The following is a 19,320-nucleotide window of genomic DNA, read 5'->3' on the forward strand; positions in this document are numbered from 1 at the left end:
GTTCAATATGTTGAAGTCACCATGATGACACGTGCACTCACCTGCCATCAACAAGATGAAGCTTTACTTCGAACTTGCGAAAGCTTCACCGCAATTTGGTTAACACCTTCCAAGCCAAACAGATGCTCTAGATCCATAGATAACTTACGTCGCCAGTTCGGGTATTCATTCACGGTGCCCGGAATATTGACAGGTTGATCCATCTCTAACCAATCTTCTAGCTGTACGCTAAACAAGGTAGAATCCCCCGCAGCAACATGAAGTTGCAACGCCTCCGCTAAATAGCCATCCATTGGTACCCGTGATGCGTCTAGCCCTACGCCTTGTGGTAAAAACCCGTGCCAAGCTACCGAGTCTAAAATGGCTTGCTTACTCTTCAAGCGTGCATCAAATAAGCCGTGTAACTGATCCTCATTTGGATACAAACCAAGCTCTTTGCCCATCTTAAGATCATCACAATGCCAAAAACCTCTTAAGGTTGGCATATCATGAGTACACAAAGTTGCCATTGATTGAGTTGCATAATGTGCAGGCGACAAATAGCCACCGTCTTGCTTTGATGTTTCAAAGAAAAACACCTTGTATGAATACACACCTGCTTCACGCAGTTTATCGACGATTTCATCGGGCACAGTTCCCAGATCTTCACCGATCACACTGCACTGGTGCCGATGCGACTCCAATGCCAGTATCGCCAACATATCTTCTACTGGATAATAGATATAAGCACCTTGAGTGGCGCTCTCTCCTTTCGGGATCCACCATAAACGCAGCAGCCCCAACACATGATCAATCCGCAGTGCTCCGCAATGTTGCATATTTGCGCGTAACAGCTTGATATACGCCTCATAGCCAGTCGCTTGCAGTGCTTCTGGGTTAAGCGGTGGCAGCCCCCAGTTTTGCCCTAATGGTCCAAGTACATCCGGCGGCGCACCTATGCTCACATCTTGAACCAAGTGCCCATCATCTGCCCATGTTTCCGCACCTGAATCAGCAACACCAACGGCTAAGTCACGATATAGACCGACAGACATGCCCTTATTCTCGGCCAGCACTTGAGCCTCATGCACCTGACAATCGGCTATCCATTGCAGGTACATGTAAAGGTGAACTTGATCGCGGTGCTGGGCAATAAATTCCTGAACCGCTTGGTTACTAAATTTACGATACTGCTCTGGAAATACCGGCCAACCCCATACGCCCTGATCTTGCTGCTGAAGTTGAGCATGTAACGCATCAAACGCGGCTTGATTAAGTAAACTTTCACCACCGATTTCAACAAACTCTAAAAACAGACGAGCACGCTCACTATCCGTCTCTAAATGACGGGTTTTAAACTCTTGGAATAATAGGGGTAGCACACTAAGTTTGAGAGCCGCAACTTCACTATAGTTGACCCAGTGAGCATCTCGAGCGCTCTGTAAGCGTTGCTGAAACTCTACACTGCCTACCGTTTGTTGCGCTTCAACACTTAGCGCAAACTCGGGCACCGAACTGACATCGATATAAAGAACGTTCAGCCAACGACGCGACGACGGACTGTACGGACTTGCGGCTTCTGGGTTAGCAGGAAACAATGAGTGAATGGGGTTAAGCCCAACAAAGTCACCACCGCGAGAGGCTATTTCCGCTACCAGCTGCTTAAGATCGCCAAAGTCCCCTATCCCCCAATTGTGACAACTTTTTAATGTATAGAGTTGAATGCTCGGTCCCCACATTTTTTTACCTTGTTCCATCGCTGATTGCTTGAAACAGGCTTGTGGGGTGACAATTAAACTGGCGCGGTAAGGTACTTTACGTCTCTTTCGCGTAATCGACAATTGGTGATAACCCCATGGCAAATCACTCGGTAACGAGACGACTAACGCACCGCCGTCTTGGCGTTCATCACGTGTGATGTGTTCACTCACTGCACCTGAAAAATGCTTACCTTGTTCAGTGTGAATCGACCAACTGAAATCACTCTCTCTCACGCTTTTTCCGATATAAAGGGAAACTTCGCGTGGGTGACCATCTCGCAGAACAACGACAGGGGCAAGTGCATTTCGTTTGGCTTTTTTTTCCGCACTGGCGAGCAGCGCTTCATCATTCGTCGTGTTGTAACCTAATGCTGACAACAAGCTCAGAATCGTGTCTTCTTCCACCGCCGCATTGCTTCCCCAAGCACTAATGTAGGAATCGGCAATATTGGCAACCTCTGCCGCCTGTTTTAACACTGTTTGACTGATCATAACTCTCTCCGAAAGCTCTTCACTTTGCTAGATAAAGACCACCATTTAGGTGGTCTTACTCAATTAGCGTTTTACGCTCTCTAGCTGCCAGATATTGTTAACGTAATCTCGAATACTTCGGTCAGAACTAAATTTACCGACCAATGCGGTGTTCAAAATGGCTTTCTTCGCCCATCCTTGTTGATCTCGATACTGAGTATCAATGGCTTCCTGAGCTTCAACATAAGAAGCGAAATCGGCCAAAACGAGATAAGGATCTCCCCCATCCAGCAGGCTATCGAACGTCACCCTTAATTTGCCTTCTTCACCAGGGGTAAATTCATCACCCACCAGCAAATCTAATGAAGCTTTAAGCAATGGATCGGCGTTGTAATACGAATACGGGTTATAGCCGGATGCATGTAGGCGCTCCACTTCATCGACATCCAAACCAAATATGTAGATGTTTTCATCACCTACTTCTTCGCGAATTTCGACATTGGCACCATCCATGGTACCTATGGTTAACGCACCGTTAAGCGCCATTTTCATATTACCTGTGCCTGAAGCTTCTTTACCCGCTGTCGAAATTTGTTCCGATACATCTGCTGCCGGAATAATAATTTCCGCCATGCTGACTCGATAATCCGGCAGAAATACAACTTTGAGTTTGTTGTTAATACGCGGATCGTTGTTGACCTTCTCAGCAATCATGTTGATGGCGTAAATGATCTCTTTCGCGAGGTGATAACCGGGCGCAGCCTTAGCGGCAAAGATAAAGACTCTTGGCACCATATCAAAATCTGCATCATTAAGTAGACGATAATAAAGCGACAAAATATGCAGCATGTTCAAATGCTGGCGTTTGTATTCATGTAAGCGTTTGATTTGCACATCGAAGATGGCATTGGTATCCAATTCGATATCCATATTCTGTTTAACCCAATCCGCAAGGCGCTGTTTGTTGGCTTTTTTAACAGCCATAAACTGCTGCTGGAACTCTGCGTCATCAGCAAATTGAGAAATCGCTTCGAGTTGGTCTAAATCGGCGACCCATTGTTCACCAATCTTAGCGGTAATCAGTTGACTTAAATCTGGGTTACAGAATTTTAGCCAGCGACGCGGGGTAATGCCATTAGTCACGTTTTGTAAGCGCGTTGGATAGAGTTCATCAAACTCAGGGAATAAATCACGCTTAACCAATTGCGAGTGCAGCGCCGCCACACCATTTACCGCGTATGAGCCAACCACACAAAGGTTTGCCATTCGCACCATACGGTGGAAGCCTTCCTGAATGATCGACAACTTGCGCTGCTTTGAAACATCATCCGGCCACTTGGCTCGGACTTCCTTCAAGAATAGGTGGTTAATTTGATAGATGATTTCCATATGACGAGGCAGCAAACGTTGAATCAAAGATTCACTCCATGACTCTAATGCCTCTGGCAATAAAGTGTGGTTGGTATAAGCAAACGTCTTCGAACAAATTGACCATGCTTCATCCCAACTCATGCCTTTTTCATCGACAAAAATACGCATTAACTCAGGGATCGCAATGGTAGGGTGAGTATCGTTAAGCTGAATAGTCTCATACTTAGGCAAAGCAGCTAAGGTATGCCCCGCCTCTTCGTGGCGACGCAAAATATCTCGTACCGATGCCGCACTATGGAAGTACTGTTGCATTAAACGCAGAGTTTTGCCCTTTTCGTGGTTATCATTTGGATAGAGTACTTTGGTGATGTTACCCGCATCAATAAGCGCATGCTGTGCTTCAAAGTAGTTACCGTTATTGAAGCTTTCTAATGAGAACGGGGCGATTGCCTTGCATTCCCATAGTCTTAATGGGTATACGGTATCGCTTTGATAGCCAACAATTGGAATGTCCCAAGGCATTGCCTTTACTGTCATGCCCGGAACCCAACGGCGTTGCTCACATCCGTTATTTTGAGTCACTTCAACGTGCCCGTAAAAACCAATCTCTTGCGCGAGATCCGGTCTAGCAACTTCCCAAGGATAACCTTCAACCCCACACCAAGCATCGGGCGCTTCTTGCTGGTGTCCTTTTGCAAAAGATTGCTTGAATAAACCATACTCATAATGCAACCCGTAACCCACGGTTGGAAACTCTTGAGCAGCCAGTGAATCCATGAAACAAGCCGCTAGTCGCCCTAAGCCACCATTACCTAATGAAGGATCGCGTTCTTCTTCCAGTAGATCCGTTAAATTCTGACCTAACTCTTCCATCGCTTGTGTGATTTGTTCGTACAAGCCCATGCTGATTAAATTATTACCGGTTAGACGACCAATCAAAAACTCCAACGATAGATAGTTAACACTCTTAGCGTTACGTATTCTTTCGTCTTGCTCTGTCTCCAACAAGTCGAACGTGGTCAACTCTGACAATGCGCTTCCCATTGCCAAGTACCAAGCTCGGCTAGAAGCCTTCTCTATGGTAGTGGCATAAGTTGAGCTGAGGTGTTTCTTAACACTGTTTTGGAATGAAGCTTTGTCGAACTGGATCTGCTGTGTCGGTTTCATCGATGAAGTCTCTTCTAGTTTCCCTATTTGCTATCGTGCAAAGGCATAAGCAACAATGCATCCTCCTAAATAGCAGGCTGATAGGAGTAGTTTGGGGGGCGTAGATTGACCCTACCCCCAGTAAACATGACAACGGTCACGTAATGCTTTAATTAACACTGAACGAACATTGATTGTGATCACAATTTGCCCCCAATAAATCTAGCTTAGATTTATGACGTTTCTGTGTGAACGTAGGATCGCAAAGTTCAATTCTGCCGAATTGGTCACACTTACAGCATTAAGAGCAGGTATAAGACGCTGCGCAGCCATGACAGACCATTCCAAAATCTTTCTCATGTGAAATTCATTGCTTAGCATCACATTATTGGGGCGTAGACAATAACAAAACGTGAGATGAGCAAAAATCTGACTCATCCCTCAACCACGTCAGTCATTTTCTCCCTTACCATGTGCTAACACATGCAAAGCCTGTCACGCGCTTTTATGACTTGGTTTTAGTTGCGAGCACAAGGATACAAACAGGATGTGGATTCCTTCAAAACTCAGCCGTCCAACTTATTCTCTCGATCAAATCCAGCGATCTCGAATTACGGATTTACTAAAACAAACTGATCAACAAAAATTGGTGTTGTTTCGCGCACCTGCCGGGTATGGAAAAACAACAATTGCCGCGCAGTGGTTAGAAGGGAAACAAAATATTGGCTGGTACAATATTGATGCTAATGATAATGAGCCCACTCAATTTGCCAGCTATTTTTTGGCGGCACTGAATGATGCGACAGGGAATGCTTGTCAAGACGCTCTTAAACAAGCAAAGGATCAACCGCTCTCATCTGTCATGAGTCTCTTGATTGAAGCGCTCAAACAAATCAGACAAACTAGCAAGCACGCATATTTAGTGCTGGATGATTACCACCATATTCAGGATGCGCTTATCCATGAAGCAATGAACTACTTCCTTAAGCATCAACCCGATCATCTTACGATAGTGCTTACCACCCGCTCGATTCCTCCGCTTGGTATTGCAAACCTTCGGGTACGCGGAATGATGACGGAAGTCGATCAACGTTGGCTTGCATTTGATATCGATGAAACGACCGCATTTTTTATGCAACGCCTTGATCAGCCTCTCGATTCCGAAGAAATTGATCGTTTATATCAATATGTCGAAGGTTGGCCATCCGCACTCGAATTGATTGCATGGCAAACTCAATATCAAGCTATGGCAGTCAAGCCTCCGCTATCAACGACTCCATTGAATCAAAACCATTTATGGGATTATCTTATTGATGAAGTGTTTGCGATTCTCGATAACGACACTCAAGAATTTTTATTGCAATGTTCAATACTAGATAAATTCAACCACACCCTAGCAGCCTCCGTTACTCAACGTGATGATGCCCAGAACATGATTGAATCTTTACAGCGCTACGGGTTATTTATTTCACCTGTTACAGAGGTTCACAATTGGTTCCGGTTCCACAGCCTATTTAGTGAATTTCTGCACCACGAACGCAAAATTCGTTTACCCGAGCAAGACACTCATCTGCATCAACTGGCTGCGCGCGCTTGGCTTACGCTACCGAATGTTGTACAGGCATTATTGCATGCAAAACAAGCCAACGACCATATGTTGACGGCGGAGATCCTCTGCCAATATGGATGGGAACTATTCAATGGTGGTGAGTATGTTTGCTTAGACAACGCCTTGAACAGCGTTCCTCACAGCCAAATTTACCAGCAACCTACCCTCAGCCTTCTGCAAGCTTGGTTAGCACAAAGCCAACATCGCGACGAAGAGGTCAACTCGATTCTCGCGCAGATAGATCAATCAGAGCAGCCAGTTAAAATGCAGGGCGAGTTCAATGCATTAAAAGCCCAAATAGCGATAAGTAAACACCAACCACATCAAGCTTTAAATTTGGCAGAATTAGCATTGAGCCAAATTGACGGAAAGGCTTACTATAGTCGTATTGTCGCGACTTCCGTCATTGGTGAAGTGAATCATGTATTGGGCTATTTGGATCGCGCATTACCTTTAATGCAACAAACTGAGAAACTGGCGCGGCAGTACCAAGTTCACCATCATGCGTTATGGGCCTTGCTACAACAAAGTGAAATATTGACTGCTAAAGGTCATTTACAAGCGTCATTTGATGTACAAGAAATTGCCTTCAAGTTACTTGATGCTCAACAGCTAAAACAACCGTCTTTGCATGAGTTTCTATTCAGAGTTCGAGCCCAATTACTATTTAGTTGGAATCGGCTCGATGAGGCGGAATCATGCGTAAATCAAGCACTTCAACTCAGTAAGAATCAATCAGAAAAACGACTATTGCAATGCTATGCAATGCTCACGCGTCTTGCCATATGCCGTGGTGAAATGGATAGAGCAGCAAAGTTTGTAGCCGAGATTGAGTGCCGACTTGCTCAATCTTCTTATCATATTGATTGGAACGCCAACGCCTCTCTCTCGCAACTGCTATTTTGGCAAGCTAAACAAGATATGAGTTCAATTCAATTATGGTTAAATAATGCCATCCGACCTGAACAAGCATGCAACCACTTTACTCAAATGCAATGGCGCAACATTACTCGTGCGCAGATTTACTTGGGGCAGTATCCACAAGCAGCTCAAAGCCTTAGCCACCTTCAAGATGAAGCCGCCCGCAACCAATTGGTTACTGATATCAGCCGTAATGCGATTATTGAGTCTGTATTAGCCATACATACACAGCCGAAACTGACGACAAAAAACGCCATAAAAGAGGCGTTGAATCTGGCGAATCAAACCGCGATCTTAGGCGATTTCCTTTACGACTTAGATCAATTGGTCCCCCTATTGCAGCAAGCTGAATTTCAATCTGAGCTTGATGATTTAACTCGTTTTCGCACCAATCAACTACTCAAATCTATTACCACAAAGCCTAGAAGCGGCTCTTCGCACTTTGGCGAAAGCTTCATCAACCAGGTCGTAAACCATCCAAAGGTACCCGAGTTGGTTCGCAACAGCCCTCTTACTCAACGCGAATGGCAAGTGCTTGATTTGATTTACTCGGGGTTAAGCAATGAGCAGATCGCGCATGAGTTAGATGTGGCTGGCACAACAATCAAAACTCACATTCGAAATTTGTATCAAAAGCTCAATATTGCTAATAGAAAACAGGCTATCAGTACGGCTGAAAGCTTAATAAACCTGATTGGTTATCAATCCAATTCTTGATGCTAAAGAAGCGCAAGCCTATAACATAAAGACCGTAATCAAATGTAGTGAACAAATTAGAATCATTGTCTTTTCGTTAAATTTCTAACTTTGAGCAGCAAATGTTTGCAGCTGGCTACCCGTTAGCCTGTAGGTTCTCCATTCACTTTGTTCCTGTGCACCAATGCTACAATAGAAGTCTATCGCTGGTTGATTCCAATCCAATACAGACCATTCAAAACGCGCGCAGTCATTTTCCAATGCGATATTGGCGAGGGTTTTCATTATAACTTTTCCAGCCCCTGAACCTCTATGATTTGGCGTAACGTATAAATCTTCCAAATAAAGTCCATTTTTACCCAGCCAAGTAGAGTAATTGAAAAAATAAACCGCAAAACCTATCGTTTCATTCGCACATTCACAAATCATCGCATTCGCTGATGAGCCTTCTGAAAACAAACTTTTCCGGATATCCTGCTCTGTGGCTTCAACATGATGCGAAGCTCGCTCATAGTCGGCAAGTTCATGAATAAAGCGATAAATGATTGCAGAATCTGCTTTGGTGGCTGGTCGCATATTGAACATTCTTAATCCTTTGTATTCAAGCATGTGCTGACAGCATAACTCAATATTAATATGATGTAAGTGCATTCTCTTCATCCACATCCTGCATGAGGTTCATATGGATATCACAAATCTTGATCTGAACTTGCTAAAAATCTTTGAGGCAATATATCAACGCCACTCCGTCAATAGCGCTGCGCATCATTTACATATCAGCCAATCCGCGTGCAGTCACGGTTTAGCACGACTCCGAGAGCGGCTAAATGATGACTTATTTGTTCGCACCAACAGCAAAATGTTACCAACAGAGAAAGCCGAGCGGCTAGCTCAATCTGTGATACCTGCTATGCAAATGCTAAATGAAGGGCTGTCATCCTCAATACCATTCAATCCATTCATCGGCCACCATGAAATAACGCTAAGCGGGACCGATTTCACTACATGGACTTTTCTACCTAAAGTTAGCGCCTATTTAGCCCAACACTTTCCAAACATCTCTTTGAGAATAGTCCAAACCAACCAACGTATACCCGAGGCTCAACTGGAACAAGGTGACATAGATTTTGCGTTAGGGTTTGATCATAAAATTGAGCGTTCGAATCACATCGCTCACCAGATCTGGTTAGATGATGAGTACTGTACTGTAGCCTGCGCTAAGCACACTGAACTTAGAGGTAACTCTTCGTTAAGCCTTGAGGATTTCATACGCCTATCACATGTGGTTGTAACACCTTGGAATGAAAGAACAGCCGTCGTTGATGAGCAACTAGCTAAGATAAATCGCAAACGTCATATTGCAGTTAGTCTACCAAGTGTACTTTGCGCACCCTACCTAATTTCAGGAACCCCGTATCTACTTACCGTACCTCGCACTTACGTAGAACACCTTGTGTTGTCACTAGGGTTAAACATCTTTCCACCCGCCATTGAAATACCTAATTATCAAATCAAACTCTATTGGCATAAAACACAGGAGAAAAATGGAAAACTCCTCTGGTTCAAGAAGTTACTATCAGAGTTAAACCTTAATTTTCATCGTGAATACTAAGTATGACCAAGCTAAAAGCTGTTACGAAGCCACATATAGAACCCTCTCTATTATCAATATATTTTTGATAATGTTTCAATGACGAGATGGTTTTTCTCAGCAGCTCATCACCCTAGAATGCAGCTTGTAGACAAGGCAATCGCCAAGATTAGAATTTCAGTAGGGTACGATATGACACATCCAATTATTACAGATCTAGAATCACGTTATACAGCTAAACGTTACAATGCGGAGAAGCGTATCCCACAGGCAGACCTTGATGTGATCTATCAAGCAATCCGTTTATCTGCATCTTCTATCAACTCACAGCCTTGGAAATTTATTGTGATTGAAAGTGATGCCGCTAAACAACGCTTTCACGACACATTCGCAAACAAACACCAATTTAACCAACCACATGCGAAAGAATCCTCACACATAATTTTGTTTGCGTACAATCCGAACTACAGCAAAGACTTGTATAGAAAAGTGGTGGATGCTGAAGTCACTTCAGGTCACCTTCCTGCCGATATGTACAACAATATGCTGGATGGCGCGTACACGTTTGCTGAAGCGAATACCGATGAAAGCGGTTTTAACGGTCATTGGACTCGCTCTCAAACGTATTTAGCCTTAGGAAATACTTTGCACGTTCTCGCTCGTCTTGGTATCGATTCAACACCAATGGAAGGGATAGATCCTGAGCTAATTAGTGAACTGTTTAAAGATGAGCTCGGTGGTTATGTCTGTGAAGTTGCTTTGGCAATGGGTTACCACCAAGATGGCGAAGACTATAACCACGGCAAACCAAAAGCTCGTTTACCGATTGAAGATATTCTACAAGTACTGTAATTACCCTTTGGTTATAGCGAAACCGAACTCCAACTTAAAAGACCCTGCTCTCGCTGGGTCTTTTACTAGCCTAGATATAAATAACAGACTGCCACTCTGAATCAAAAAAGAAACGTCCTCTCACACCTGAGACTTATTACTCTTTTAGAAAGTTTAAGATTGAACCTTATCACTCACCTAAATAGCATACGCAGTCGGTTAAGCATCGCTAAACAGAGAGTGATTGATGGAACGATTTAAGGCTTTGGAACAAATTCATACTCCTATTTGGATCTATGATTTTGATCAACAATGTATTTCTTGGGCCAACCCAGCCGCACTGTTGCTATGGGAAGCCGAAAGCCTTGAAGAGTTACTTGAACGAGATATTAAATCTTGTATGTCGCAAGCGGTTAAAACCTCTTTAGAGACCTTTCGTAAAAAATTTGGTCTTGGTGACAATATTAGAAAATGGTGGAACATCACCCCAAAACAGATACATAAACGCGTTCTGTGCGACTTTAGCGGTGTAGTGCTCGAAGACGGTCGACTAGCCATGTTAGTGCATGCGTTGTCTGAAGAATCTTATCCTCTTGATCAACCGTCTTTTACCGACGGATCCAATTTGTCTTTGTTATTTGATCACATGGGCAATCTACTTAGCACGAATAATGCCTTTCAAAATTTTCATCCACTCCCACTTACACACCTATCAACATTGACGGGCAGCGCCCAACGCGCGGACAAGTGGTTAACCGAAGCCCAAACTAACGGCGTGGTTGAAAAAGAAACTTACTTAACCATCAATAGTAAAGCTTATAGCTTCCACATAACGGCGAACTGGGTAAAAGAAAAAAAACAGCTACTTCTTGAGCTGACTGATATTAGCGAGCAAAAAAAACAGATGCTGGCCGCGCAATTTGAAGCCAATCACGATTGTTTAACCGAACTATACAATCGTCGCGGCTTACTCTCGCAAGCAAACTCATGGGCGCAAACCCATCACAGTTTTCATTTGGTGTTTATCGATCTTGATGGATTCAAAATGATTAACGATACCTATGGTCATACTCAAGGTGACTCACTACTGATGGCTGTCGCTCAAAGGTTACAACAAGCACTGCCTGACTCGTTAGCATTAGCTCGCTTTGGGGGTGATGAATTTGTTGCTTTATTGCCAGTACAAGAATCATTAGATCGTAAACTTCAGGAGATCATTCAATTACTCCGTCCCCCCTATGAACTGCAAAGCTCCATTAACGTGTCAGTCAATGGCAGCCTAGGTTGTTCTACGTTTGATTCACAACAACGCCTACCCGTTGAAACCTTAATTCAATACGCTAACTACGCGATGCACAAAGCCAAAGAACAGGGCAAGAATCGTTACCAAATTTTCACTCCCGATATTGCACAAGCAGTGATACGAAAATCACTGATTCGCCAACACCTAACTCAAGCATTAGACAGTAACCAGTTTAGCTTGCACTATCAGCCAATTTTCTGTTGTAAGACTCACACACTATACGGAGCAGAAGCTTTGTTGCGTTGGAGTAATGCAACGTTGGGGCATATATCACCCGCTGAATTTATCCCTATTGCTGAAGATTCTGGGCAGATCGTCGCTCTCGGTGATTGGGTAATTCAGCGCACTTTACAACAACTGAGCCAATGGCAGAACTGCCACAAACAAGATTTAGTCGTTAGTATTAATGTCTCTCGCATCCAACTACACAGTGGGTTCAACGCACGCTTAACCGAATTACTGAAGAAGTACCATGTGAAGCCTTCTCAAATTGCCATTGAGCTTACAGAATCATGCATGGTGTACAAAATGGAAGAGGTTAAACAGTGGCTGGGTGAGCTTTCACAGATTGGTGTAAAGATATACCTTGATGATTTTGGCACCGGATACTCTTCACTCTCGGTGTTACAGCAATTACCGATAGATATGGTCAAACTAGATAAGAGCTTTGCCCAATCCGACCAAGACGGCGCATTGGCCATTATTCAAGCCACCTCCGTGATTTGCGAAAAACTTGGATTAAAAGTGGTCGCTGAAGGGATTGAAGAAGAGAGCCAAAAGCAGTTAATGTGCAATAACAACTATTCCTACCTGCAAGGGTATTTATTTAGCCGCCCGATGCCGGCTGAAGACTTTGCCCAACGCTATTTGCATTGATCCCAATTCAGATTATCTGCAAATATATCAATTAAATGGCACTTTGCGTTTTGCGTTACCGCTTGTCGATCTGCTACTGTGAAAAAGAACGATGAATTTATACAACTTTTTTACAGTAAGGAAGCCAAATGCGCTCTATCACTTCACTCTTGTTGATCGTCCTTACCGCCGTTAGCTTTTCTGCTTTTGCCGAAGAAAAATATTCTGAATCTGACTTACTTGATCGTCCATTGATGGAACGCTACATACTTGATGAGCTGAAATCTTTACGTGAATCACAGCAAGATTTAGAGCGTAGATTAGTCATTGATATTACTGATCGCGAACTTGCTGTCGCCGACAAATCCTTAAACTATGCCAATGTTACCGTTACCTACTTCTTCTATATTATCGCTGGCGTGGCCTCATTGATCGCTTTTGTTGGCTGGCAATCACTGCGCGAATTAAAGATAAAAACCAAAGAGATGGCCGACCAACGTCTGGAAGGTATCGCACAAGAGTATGAGAAGAAATTCGTCGCCTTAGAGCGCGATCTAAAACGTAAAACTCGTAATATCAGTGAGAACAACAAAGAAATTGAAATCATCAACGAAGTCCATAACCTTTGGCTACGTTCTCAAAACATGCAAACCCCCGAGCAAAAAATCGCTGTCTATGATGAGATTTTACAGATCCGACCGGGTGACTTAGAAGCACTCACTTACAAAGCGGATGCCGCCATGGAAGCCAACGAATACAACTGGGCGCTGAGCTTGTGTAACCGTGTTTTAGATTTGGATGAAACGAATGGACCAGCTCTTTACCAACGCGCCTGCGCTTTCGCAAAATTGGGGATTGAAGAACAAGCAATTGATGATTTAGAAAGAGCGATTGAAGCCAGCCCTTCAACAAAAGATCTTATCGCCCACGAACAAGACTTTGAATCTCTACATGGCAACAAGCGCTTTGAAGCAATGTTAGAGCAATACACTGAAGAGTCACTCTAATTTGAGTATATGAAACTAAAACAGCACCACTATCGTGGTGCTGTTTTATCAAACAATATTCCCTTCAGATCAATAAGCAATCAATGGTTGATTTGCAAAAACCTTCGCAGTGCTTCACCAACAATTTCAGGGTATTCTTTGTGCGCTTCATGTTCAGAAAAAGGAACATTTAAGAACTCACAATCAGGAATTCTGTCCGTTAACGCTTGTGCCTCAGAAAGAGAGAACAAGAAGTCTTTATCACCACGAATAACTAGTGTTGAACAGTTAATTTTCTCAACAAGTTCATCCGGGTAGCCGCTATCCAACGTATCTAGCCACAAATCTTTAACCTCACTAACCAGCAGGTTAAAATCGGGTTGTGGGTTAATTTCCTGGTAGCGGGCAACTTCTTCCTCAAACTCTTGCTGCCAAAACTCAGCGGTTAAACCTTCATACATATCAATCGAAGGATCGTCGTATTCTAAACGCCATTGAGCGCCTAGTGTGGCTAAACTCAAAACTCGACAGTCATGAATCGACGCCAACCGGTAACCAACCGTGCCTCCATCACTGAATCCAAATAGGTGGAACTTATAGACTTGCAGTTGATCGAGAACCGCCTCAACGTCTTTTTGATAGCGAATATAACTCAACGGTAATTCACCTAACGTTGAACGCCCATGACCACGTAGGTCAATACGAATAACTTTAAACAACTCCGGTATATAACCTAATAGCCCTTCGAGATCTTCACTACTGCCTAAACCGCCATGTAACATCACTAACGGTTGACCATCAGGATTGCCTGACACTTGGTAGTAAATCTCAGCGCCATCAATTAATAAATGCTGACCAAAACCAGACATAATCCTTCCTCACAATGTTATGAATCAGAAACATTCTAGCTTTGGCAAATATTTAACAACGTCCTCATCTTCACATTATTAACTTGAAATCTGTGCCTTAGTCTCACTATTCAACCAAAGTTTTTAAAGCTAATCTCGAGCTATGCTTTAGAACGCCGAACTTACATACTTAGGCATCTAATTTATTGAGAAGCTCTTCAACAAAGGATACCGCTTTTTCTTGAACACTGTTGTCCACCTCAAAATCACCGCCCATAAGCGTAGGGTTAAGATCATTGTGCTCACTCCAAATTTTAGATAAAACGGTCGTATAGATTTCCCCCATTATTCTTCCTGTCACTCTGCGAAATTCATCAAACTCCTCAGCATCAACACTGCCTTGAATCTCCTTTAAATGGCTATCTAATAGCGCTGATACAATTAAGTGCAAATATACCGTTCTCTTCAAAATTAGTTTTTCCATAGGTGCAAACCAAAGTGTAATGATAATTGCTTACACAATACCGCCAAGCGATTTAACAAACCATATGGATAACAGGCTCTACCATGCCTTCTACTCGCAATTTTTAATTAAGGCTGAGTAAAATTCCGCCTAAGTAATAATCGTAAGAAGGAACCTTGTTCGTTTTCACTACAAGCCTCAATAAACTCAATTCCATTACTTCCTGCTGTAATTACAGTTTGTGGATAAAGATGATTGGCGTAAATATTCAATAGTTCCCAGTTAGTCCTCGTTACATTACACCCTAACTGGTGTGAGGAGGAAAAATGGAAAAGAGTAAAGCAGTTCAAATTGGACAAGTTAATGCAGGTGTAACCAATAATCGTCACACTAATCCAAGGTTGATGTTTGAATACAACTTAACCATAGAGAAGTTAGATAACGGTTTTCTGAAAGCCACGCGAGTTTGGCAAGGAGCCAGTAGCAAGGACATAGCGATAGAAGAAGTTTTGTGGTGCTGCAAAAATGGGCTTCAGTTTGCCTCTATGAATCACCCTGATTTGAATGAAAGAGGTTGTTTAGATGTAAAAAATGGCCATGGCACTGCAAAGCTAAGTAGTTATAAAACCAAGTATAAAGAAAAAGAGAAAAACCTGAATTTCGTGACATCTCCGTGCACGCTGCTAAGCGTACCTTTTGAAATTGCTAAGCATTGGGATGCTCTAATGAACGGCAGAAAAATAGAGTTGGACTACACCGTTCTAAAAGTGCAAGCCCATACAGGGATAACGTTACAAAAACGAAATTTCAAAGACAAAATTGTTATTAGTGTTACGCCCAAAAAGTGGTTTTGGAAAATGCGATTTGGCTCAACCGATTTTCACTTCAACAGTAAAACACACTGCCTAGAGAAAATAGACGGTCTTTTGGAACCTCGAGATAAAAACCTTAAAGGGAAATATGTCGAATACTTAGGATTGGCAACATTCGATACCGCCATGGACTTATCTATTATCAGGGAGCATGCAAATGTCTAAAACAGTACTGATTACTGGGGGTACCCGCGGGGTAGGTAAAGCGCTTGTGTCTAAATGTACCTCTCTTGGCTATACAGTAATTTCAACGGGAAGTGGTGAGAAATCGGTTAGTGCGGCTAAACTTAGCTTCCCCAACGTTCAATGGATTTGCTGTGACTTATCCGTTAAAGAAAGCATAGCAGCACTGGCTGAAGCCATTGAGACAAAGCCATTAGATATGGTGATTCACAATGCAGGCGTGCAGCAAGCGAGAGACTTGTTTGAACCTGTTGAAGATGAATTAAGCGTAGCCATTGAAACACAAATCAACTTCAACGCTCCCATTGAGTTGACGCAATTGTTGTTTGGTAACGTGGAAAGAGCGAAAGGTACTTGGGTTTATGTTACCTCAGGGTTGGCTATCGCCCCGAAACAAAGCTCCCCCATTTACTGTGCAAACAAAGCTGGCTTGCGCACTTTTTGTAAATCGTTCAATGCCCAGATAAAACGCAAAGGTAGTGCCGTAAAGGTTTGTGAGGCGATACTTCCATTAGTCGATACCGATATGACACGAGGACGAGGGAAAGGAAAAATATCAGCAGAGCAAGCCGCAGACGAAATCATTCAAGGTGCATTGAGCAGTAAAAAAGAAATCCATATAGGCAAAATGAAATTGGTCATGCAGACAAGGCGGATTTTTCCAAATTTTATCGAAAATATCATGCTAAAAGCATAAGGATGTATGGAAATGCAGGGAAAGCAAACATTGGCAAAGCGGGTGCTCAATTGGGTGACTAAAAATGGAAAAAAAACCAAAGCAGTATATGTTTTGGCAGGCGTTTCTATCGGTGATTTTTTTGTGCCAGCCCTTCCTACGCAAACATCCGTAATGTTGCTTGCTTGGTATCAACCTAAGAAGGCGTTGATTATCGCCTTGATGTTTGCTTTTGCTGCTGCGGCGGGGGCGAGTATTTTAGTGTTTATTTCCGTTTTGTTTGAGAGTTATATACAAAGTGCGATTCCAGCGGAGGAGTCAAGTCACTATCAGAATTGGCAGAAGCTAACCGGATATGTTAACCAATATGGGCTATACGCTCTGGCAGCAATGTCTTTGTTGCCAACCCCACCGCGAACGATGGTCATTTTGAGTTTGTTATCGGGCATTTCCGCTTACTTGGTAGTAGCGTCTGTATTTCTAGGTAAACTACTATGGTTTGGTGGCGTAGTATTCATCATATCTCGTTCACCAAAATGGTTAGTCAAACTACCATGGATTGGTAGTAAAATTGCTCAGTCTATTTCTCACAAGCAAGCGCAGTTGCAGCAAACAGCAACGGGTTTAAACGGAGACAATTAGAATAACGTCTTAGGGAGCCATTAACGAATGCCTGAAAAAAGTCGCAACGCAGGTTTTGCAAGTCGCATAATGCTCGACATTCTATCCGCGGGTTTAAGCAAGCTATCACTTCATGAACTCTCTTTAACTTACTCTCATGATAAAGCACATATCCCGTTAGAAACAAAAAGAGAATTTGTTTCGTTTGTTAGTGGTCACTATGGGCTTCCTACCTTATTAAAGACGGGCGTAGGTATTTGTGATTTTGTTGATACGCCAACCGGTAAAGCTCTTCTCTCTCGAAGTACACCCCACTCGTTGTTAAGCAAGTGGCAAAGGCTTGAGAGTTATATTCACAGTAATCACTATATCGAGTGTGAGGTTGCCCCTACGTTTGCGCGAATCTCTCACCAATCTAGAGGGGATTCCTCGCCAACCATTGAGGAAGACTTAGCTGTATTAGGCGTGATATGCGGTTTGATTCACCACATCACGGATTCTGCCATCACTCTCACCTTAGATGAAAGTGGTCAACAGCCAATATTCAGCTATCCAGACCTTACAGTTTGTGGGTCGATAGAGCGTAGCTCAGAGTGGTATATACATTGGTCTGCAGATTTTTCTCCATCTAAAACTCAGCCTCTTCAAGATACTTCTAAGGGAGATTATCTATCTGCGGATAACATCATTGATAAAACCAAAAGAGCTATATACAGCGTAGGGTTGTTAGAAGCGAATATGCTCAACACCGCAAAATTGATGGCGCTATCAACGCGAAGCATGCAACGTTATCTCAATTCTAGCAGTGCAAAGTTTGCTTCAATCTTGCAGGAGGTAAGAGTTCACCATGCAAGTCATTTGCTATTGAGTGAAGATTTGAGTTTTGCAGAGATAGGGTTTATCTGTGGTTTTTCAGACCAAGCACACTTTAATCGAATATTTAAGAAATGGACGGGAATGTCACCAAAGCAGTATTGCCTGTTTAAGAGTGACTGAGGTATGTAGCTTAGTCACTCTTGAATTTACACAAATTACTACCAAAGCGGTGAATCAGTGATCGGTGCAATTTTGTTTTCATCACTAATTTTACCTGTAAATGTTAAGTATTCCATCGATTGATTGATACCTATAGGGGCCGGCGTCGTTCCACTATAGAATGTTAAGTGCTCCATATCAGCACTGAAGTGAATCTCGATAGTGTCTAAGAAAAACCACATACCGATTGAGCCAGGACCAATGTGGTACACATGTTGTCCATTCTTATTTCCTTCGAACGAGACTTCGAAAGGTGCCAATTTTTTCGCTTTCAAAACGGGCCCTAAACACTTAATCGCTTCCCCCCTTTGTAGCGTGTCAGCGTGAGCACGTATAAACTCACTAAAGAGTTCAGGGATACATAACTTGTCAGAAGGCTTTCTTTGATCCTGCCACTGCAAGTTCCCACTTTCATCGAAAGCCGTGACACTTCGCGAATCTATTTTTAGCGAACCCAATTGTGAAGGGTGCCCCTGCAAAATGTACATTTCGAAAAAGTCAGCTACCCATGTAGCTTTCGCTTCATAGAGGATTTCGGTGCTCTTTTCTACAGAATATACCTTGGTGTTTTCGAGAGATTTATTTGAAATCTTGGTTTCAGAAAGAACTGAAAAGCTCGTAAACATCGTAAAAACCAAAACCGTAAATCGTGTATTTCGGCAGGAGATTGTTCTCTTTATATCAGCCATTAGCATGCTCCTTATTTTTATCAATAATAAGGTCTGCCATACGTGTAATATTGTATATTTGCGCCAAAGATTGATAGGTTTTTTGAATACTTTAGGGTGTGTGTCCCTTTAATTGCTTTCATAAACCAACTGAGGCTCCATAGGCGAGAGCGCCAAGAGTCAATGATTGACATGCAAGCTTCAGTTTCGGCATCACTGGTTGATTGCCCTGATAACCAACGCGATACTAAGCTTGGAAGTTTGTGCTCTTGTTGCCAGCGTTCGACAACTTCATGATTGGAAAGTGCTTGTGCTTTATCTCGATTGATATGAACTACCAGATGATAGTGGTTGCTCATAATCGCGTAGGCGCAAATATCGATGCAGTAGACTTGCGAGAGCGCATATAGTTTTTGCTTTATCCACTCGCGGCGA

General features: G+C 43.0%; 15 protein-coding genes and 1 pseudogene. 9 read left to right on the forward strand and 7 right to left on the reverse strand.

The genetic code is table 11. The features are described from left to right. Positions 1–47: 47 nt before the first annotated feature. Positions 48–2,231 carry a 4-alpha-glucanotransferase gene (gene malQ / locus L4C38_RS18185; protein ID WP_428798965.1) on the reverse strand — a complete coding sequence of 728 codons (2,184 nt, stop codon included), beginning with the start codon at positions 2,229–2,231 and terminating at the stop codon, positions 48–50. Positions 2,232–2,294: 63 nt separating this feature from the next. After that, the gene (locus L4C38_RS18190; RefSeq protein WP_428798966.1) at positions 2,295–4,748 is read right to left on the reverse strand and encodes a glycogen/starch/alpha-glucan phosphorylase; all 2,454 of its coding nucleotides are present in this window, start codon (positions 4,746–4,748) and stop codon (positions 2,295–2,297) included. 526 nt (positions 4,749–5,274) lie between these two features. Between L4C38_RS18190 and malT the strand changes: the two genes are divergently transcribed. Beyond that, positions 5,275–7,974: an HTH-type transcriptional regulator MalT gene (gene malT / locus L4C38_RS18195; RefSeq protein WP_428798967.1), complete on the forward strand. Its 2,700-nt coding sequence runs from the start codon at positions 5,275–5,277 to the stop codon at positions 7,972–7,974. An 84-nt stretch (positions 7,975–8,058) separates the two neighbouring features. Here malT and L4C38_RS18200 read toward each other — a convergent pair whose 3' ends face one another. Further along, positions 8,059–8,538, reverse strand: a complete 480-nt coding sequence (locus L4C38_RS18200) for a GNAT family N-acetyltransferase (protein ID WP_428798968.1) — start codon at positions 8,536–8,538, stop codon at positions 8,059–8,061. A gap of 97 nt (positions 8,539–8,635) precedes the next feature. Here L4C38_RS18200 and L4C38_RS18205 point away from each other — a divergent pair, with 97 nt between their 5' ends. The 4 genes from L4C38_RS18205 (at position 8,636) to L4C38_RS18220 (ending at position 13,540) form a co-directional block, all read left to right on the forward strand. Next, a complete protein-coding gene (locus tag L4C38_RS18205; protein ID WP_428798969.1) occupies positions 8,636–9,565 on the forward strand; it encodes a LysR family transcriptional regulator in 930 nt (309 codons plus the stop codon). Between the two features lie 171 nt (positions 9,566–9,736). Beyond that, positions 9,737–10,396, forward strand: coding sequence for a nitroreductase family protein (locus L4C38_RS18210; RefSeq protein WP_428798970.1), 660 nt, complete (start codon positions 9,737–9,739; stop codon positions 10,394–10,396). 226 nt (positions 10,397–10,622) lie between these two features. Then, positions 10,623–12,554 (forward strand): putative bifunctional diguanylate cyclase/phosphodiesterase, encoded by a 1,932-nt coding sequence (locus L4C38_RS18215; protein WP_428798971.1) that lies wholly within the window; start codon positions 10,623–10,625, stop codon positions 12,552–12,554. A gap of 128 nt (positions 12,555–12,682) precedes the next feature. Beyond that, positions 12,683–13,540, forward strand: coding sequence for a tetratricopeptide repeat protein (locus L4C38_RS18220; protein WP_428798972.1), 858 nt, complete (start codon positions 12,683–12,685; stop codon positions 13,538–13,540). Positions 13,541–13,620: 80 nt separating this feature from the next. On the opposite strand, the gene L4C38_RS18225 is transcribed toward L4C38_RS18220, so the two are convergent. Both L4C38_RS18225 and L4C38_RS18230 read right to left on the reverse strand, forming a co-directional pair. Beyond that, positions 13,621–14,388: an alpha/beta fold hydrolase gene (locus L4C38_RS18225; protein ID WP_428798973.1), complete on the reverse strand. Its 768-nt coding sequence runs from the start codon at positions 14,386–14,388 to the stop codon at positions 13,621–13,623. 169 nt (positions 14,389–14,557) lie between these two features. After that, complete coding sequence (locus L4C38_RS18230) at positions 14,558–14,851, reverse strand: hypothetical protein (protein ID WP_428798974.1); 294 nt, start codon at positions 14,849–14,851, stop codon at positions 14,558–14,560. Between the two features lie 305 nt (positions 14,852–15,156). Between L4C38_RS18230 and L4C38_RS18235 the strand changes: the two genes are divergently transcribed. The 4 genes from L4C38_RS18235 to L4C38_RS18250 are packed head-to-tail and all read left to right on the forward strand — an operon-like array spanning position 15,157 to position 18,178. Continuing rightward, positions 15,157–15,867 (forward strand): hypothetical protein, encoded by a 711-nt coding sequence (locus tag L4C38_RS18235; protein WP_428798975.1) that lies wholly within the window; start codon positions 15,157–15,159, stop codon positions 15,865–15,867. Beyond that, positions 15,860–16,582 carry an SDR family NAD(P)-dependent oxidoreductase gene (locus tag L4C38_RS18240; RefSeq protein ID WP_428798976.1) on the forward strand — a complete coding sequence of 241 codons (723 nt, stop codon included), beginning with the start codon at positions 15,860–15,862 and terminating at the stop codon, positions 16,580–16,582. The genes L4C38_RS18235 and L4C38_RS18240 overlap by 8 nt, the downstream gene beginning before the upstream one ends. A 12-nt stretch (positions 16,583–16,594) precedes the next feature. Next, a complete protein-coding gene (locus L4C38_RS18245) occupies positions 16,595–17,203 on the forward strand; it encodes a hypothetical protein (protein WP_428798977.1) in 609 nt (202 codons plus the stop codon). A gap of 27 nt (positions 17,204–17,230) precedes the next feature. Continuing rightward, the gene (locus L4C38_RS18250) at positions 17,231–18,178 is read left to right on the forward strand and encodes a helix-turn-helix domain-containing protein (protein ID WP_428798978.1); all 948 of its coding nucleotides are present in this window, start codon (positions 17,231–17,233) and stop codon (positions 18,176–18,178) included. 38 nt (positions 18,179–18,216) lie between these two features. Here the strand turns inward: L4C38_RS18250 and L4C38_RS18255 are convergent, their stop codons facing one another. Together L4C38_RS18255 and L4C38_RS18260 are read right to left on the reverse strand one after the other, a co-directional pair. After that, positions 18,217–18,906, reverse strand: coding sequence for a hypothetical protein (locus tag L4C38_RS18255; RefSeq protein ID WP_428798979.1), 690 nt, complete (start codon positions 18,904–18,906; stop codon positions 18,217–18,219). 110 nt (positions 18,907–19,016) lie between these two features. Beyond that, positions 19,017–19,320, reverse strand: a pseudogene (locus L4C38_RS18260) (transposase); the annotation flags it as partial.

The organism is Vibrio kasasachensis (assembly GCF_050337565.1).
GTDB lineage: Bacteria > Pseudomonadota > Gammaproteobacteria > Enterobacterales > Vibrionaceae > Vibrio > Vibrio kasasachensis.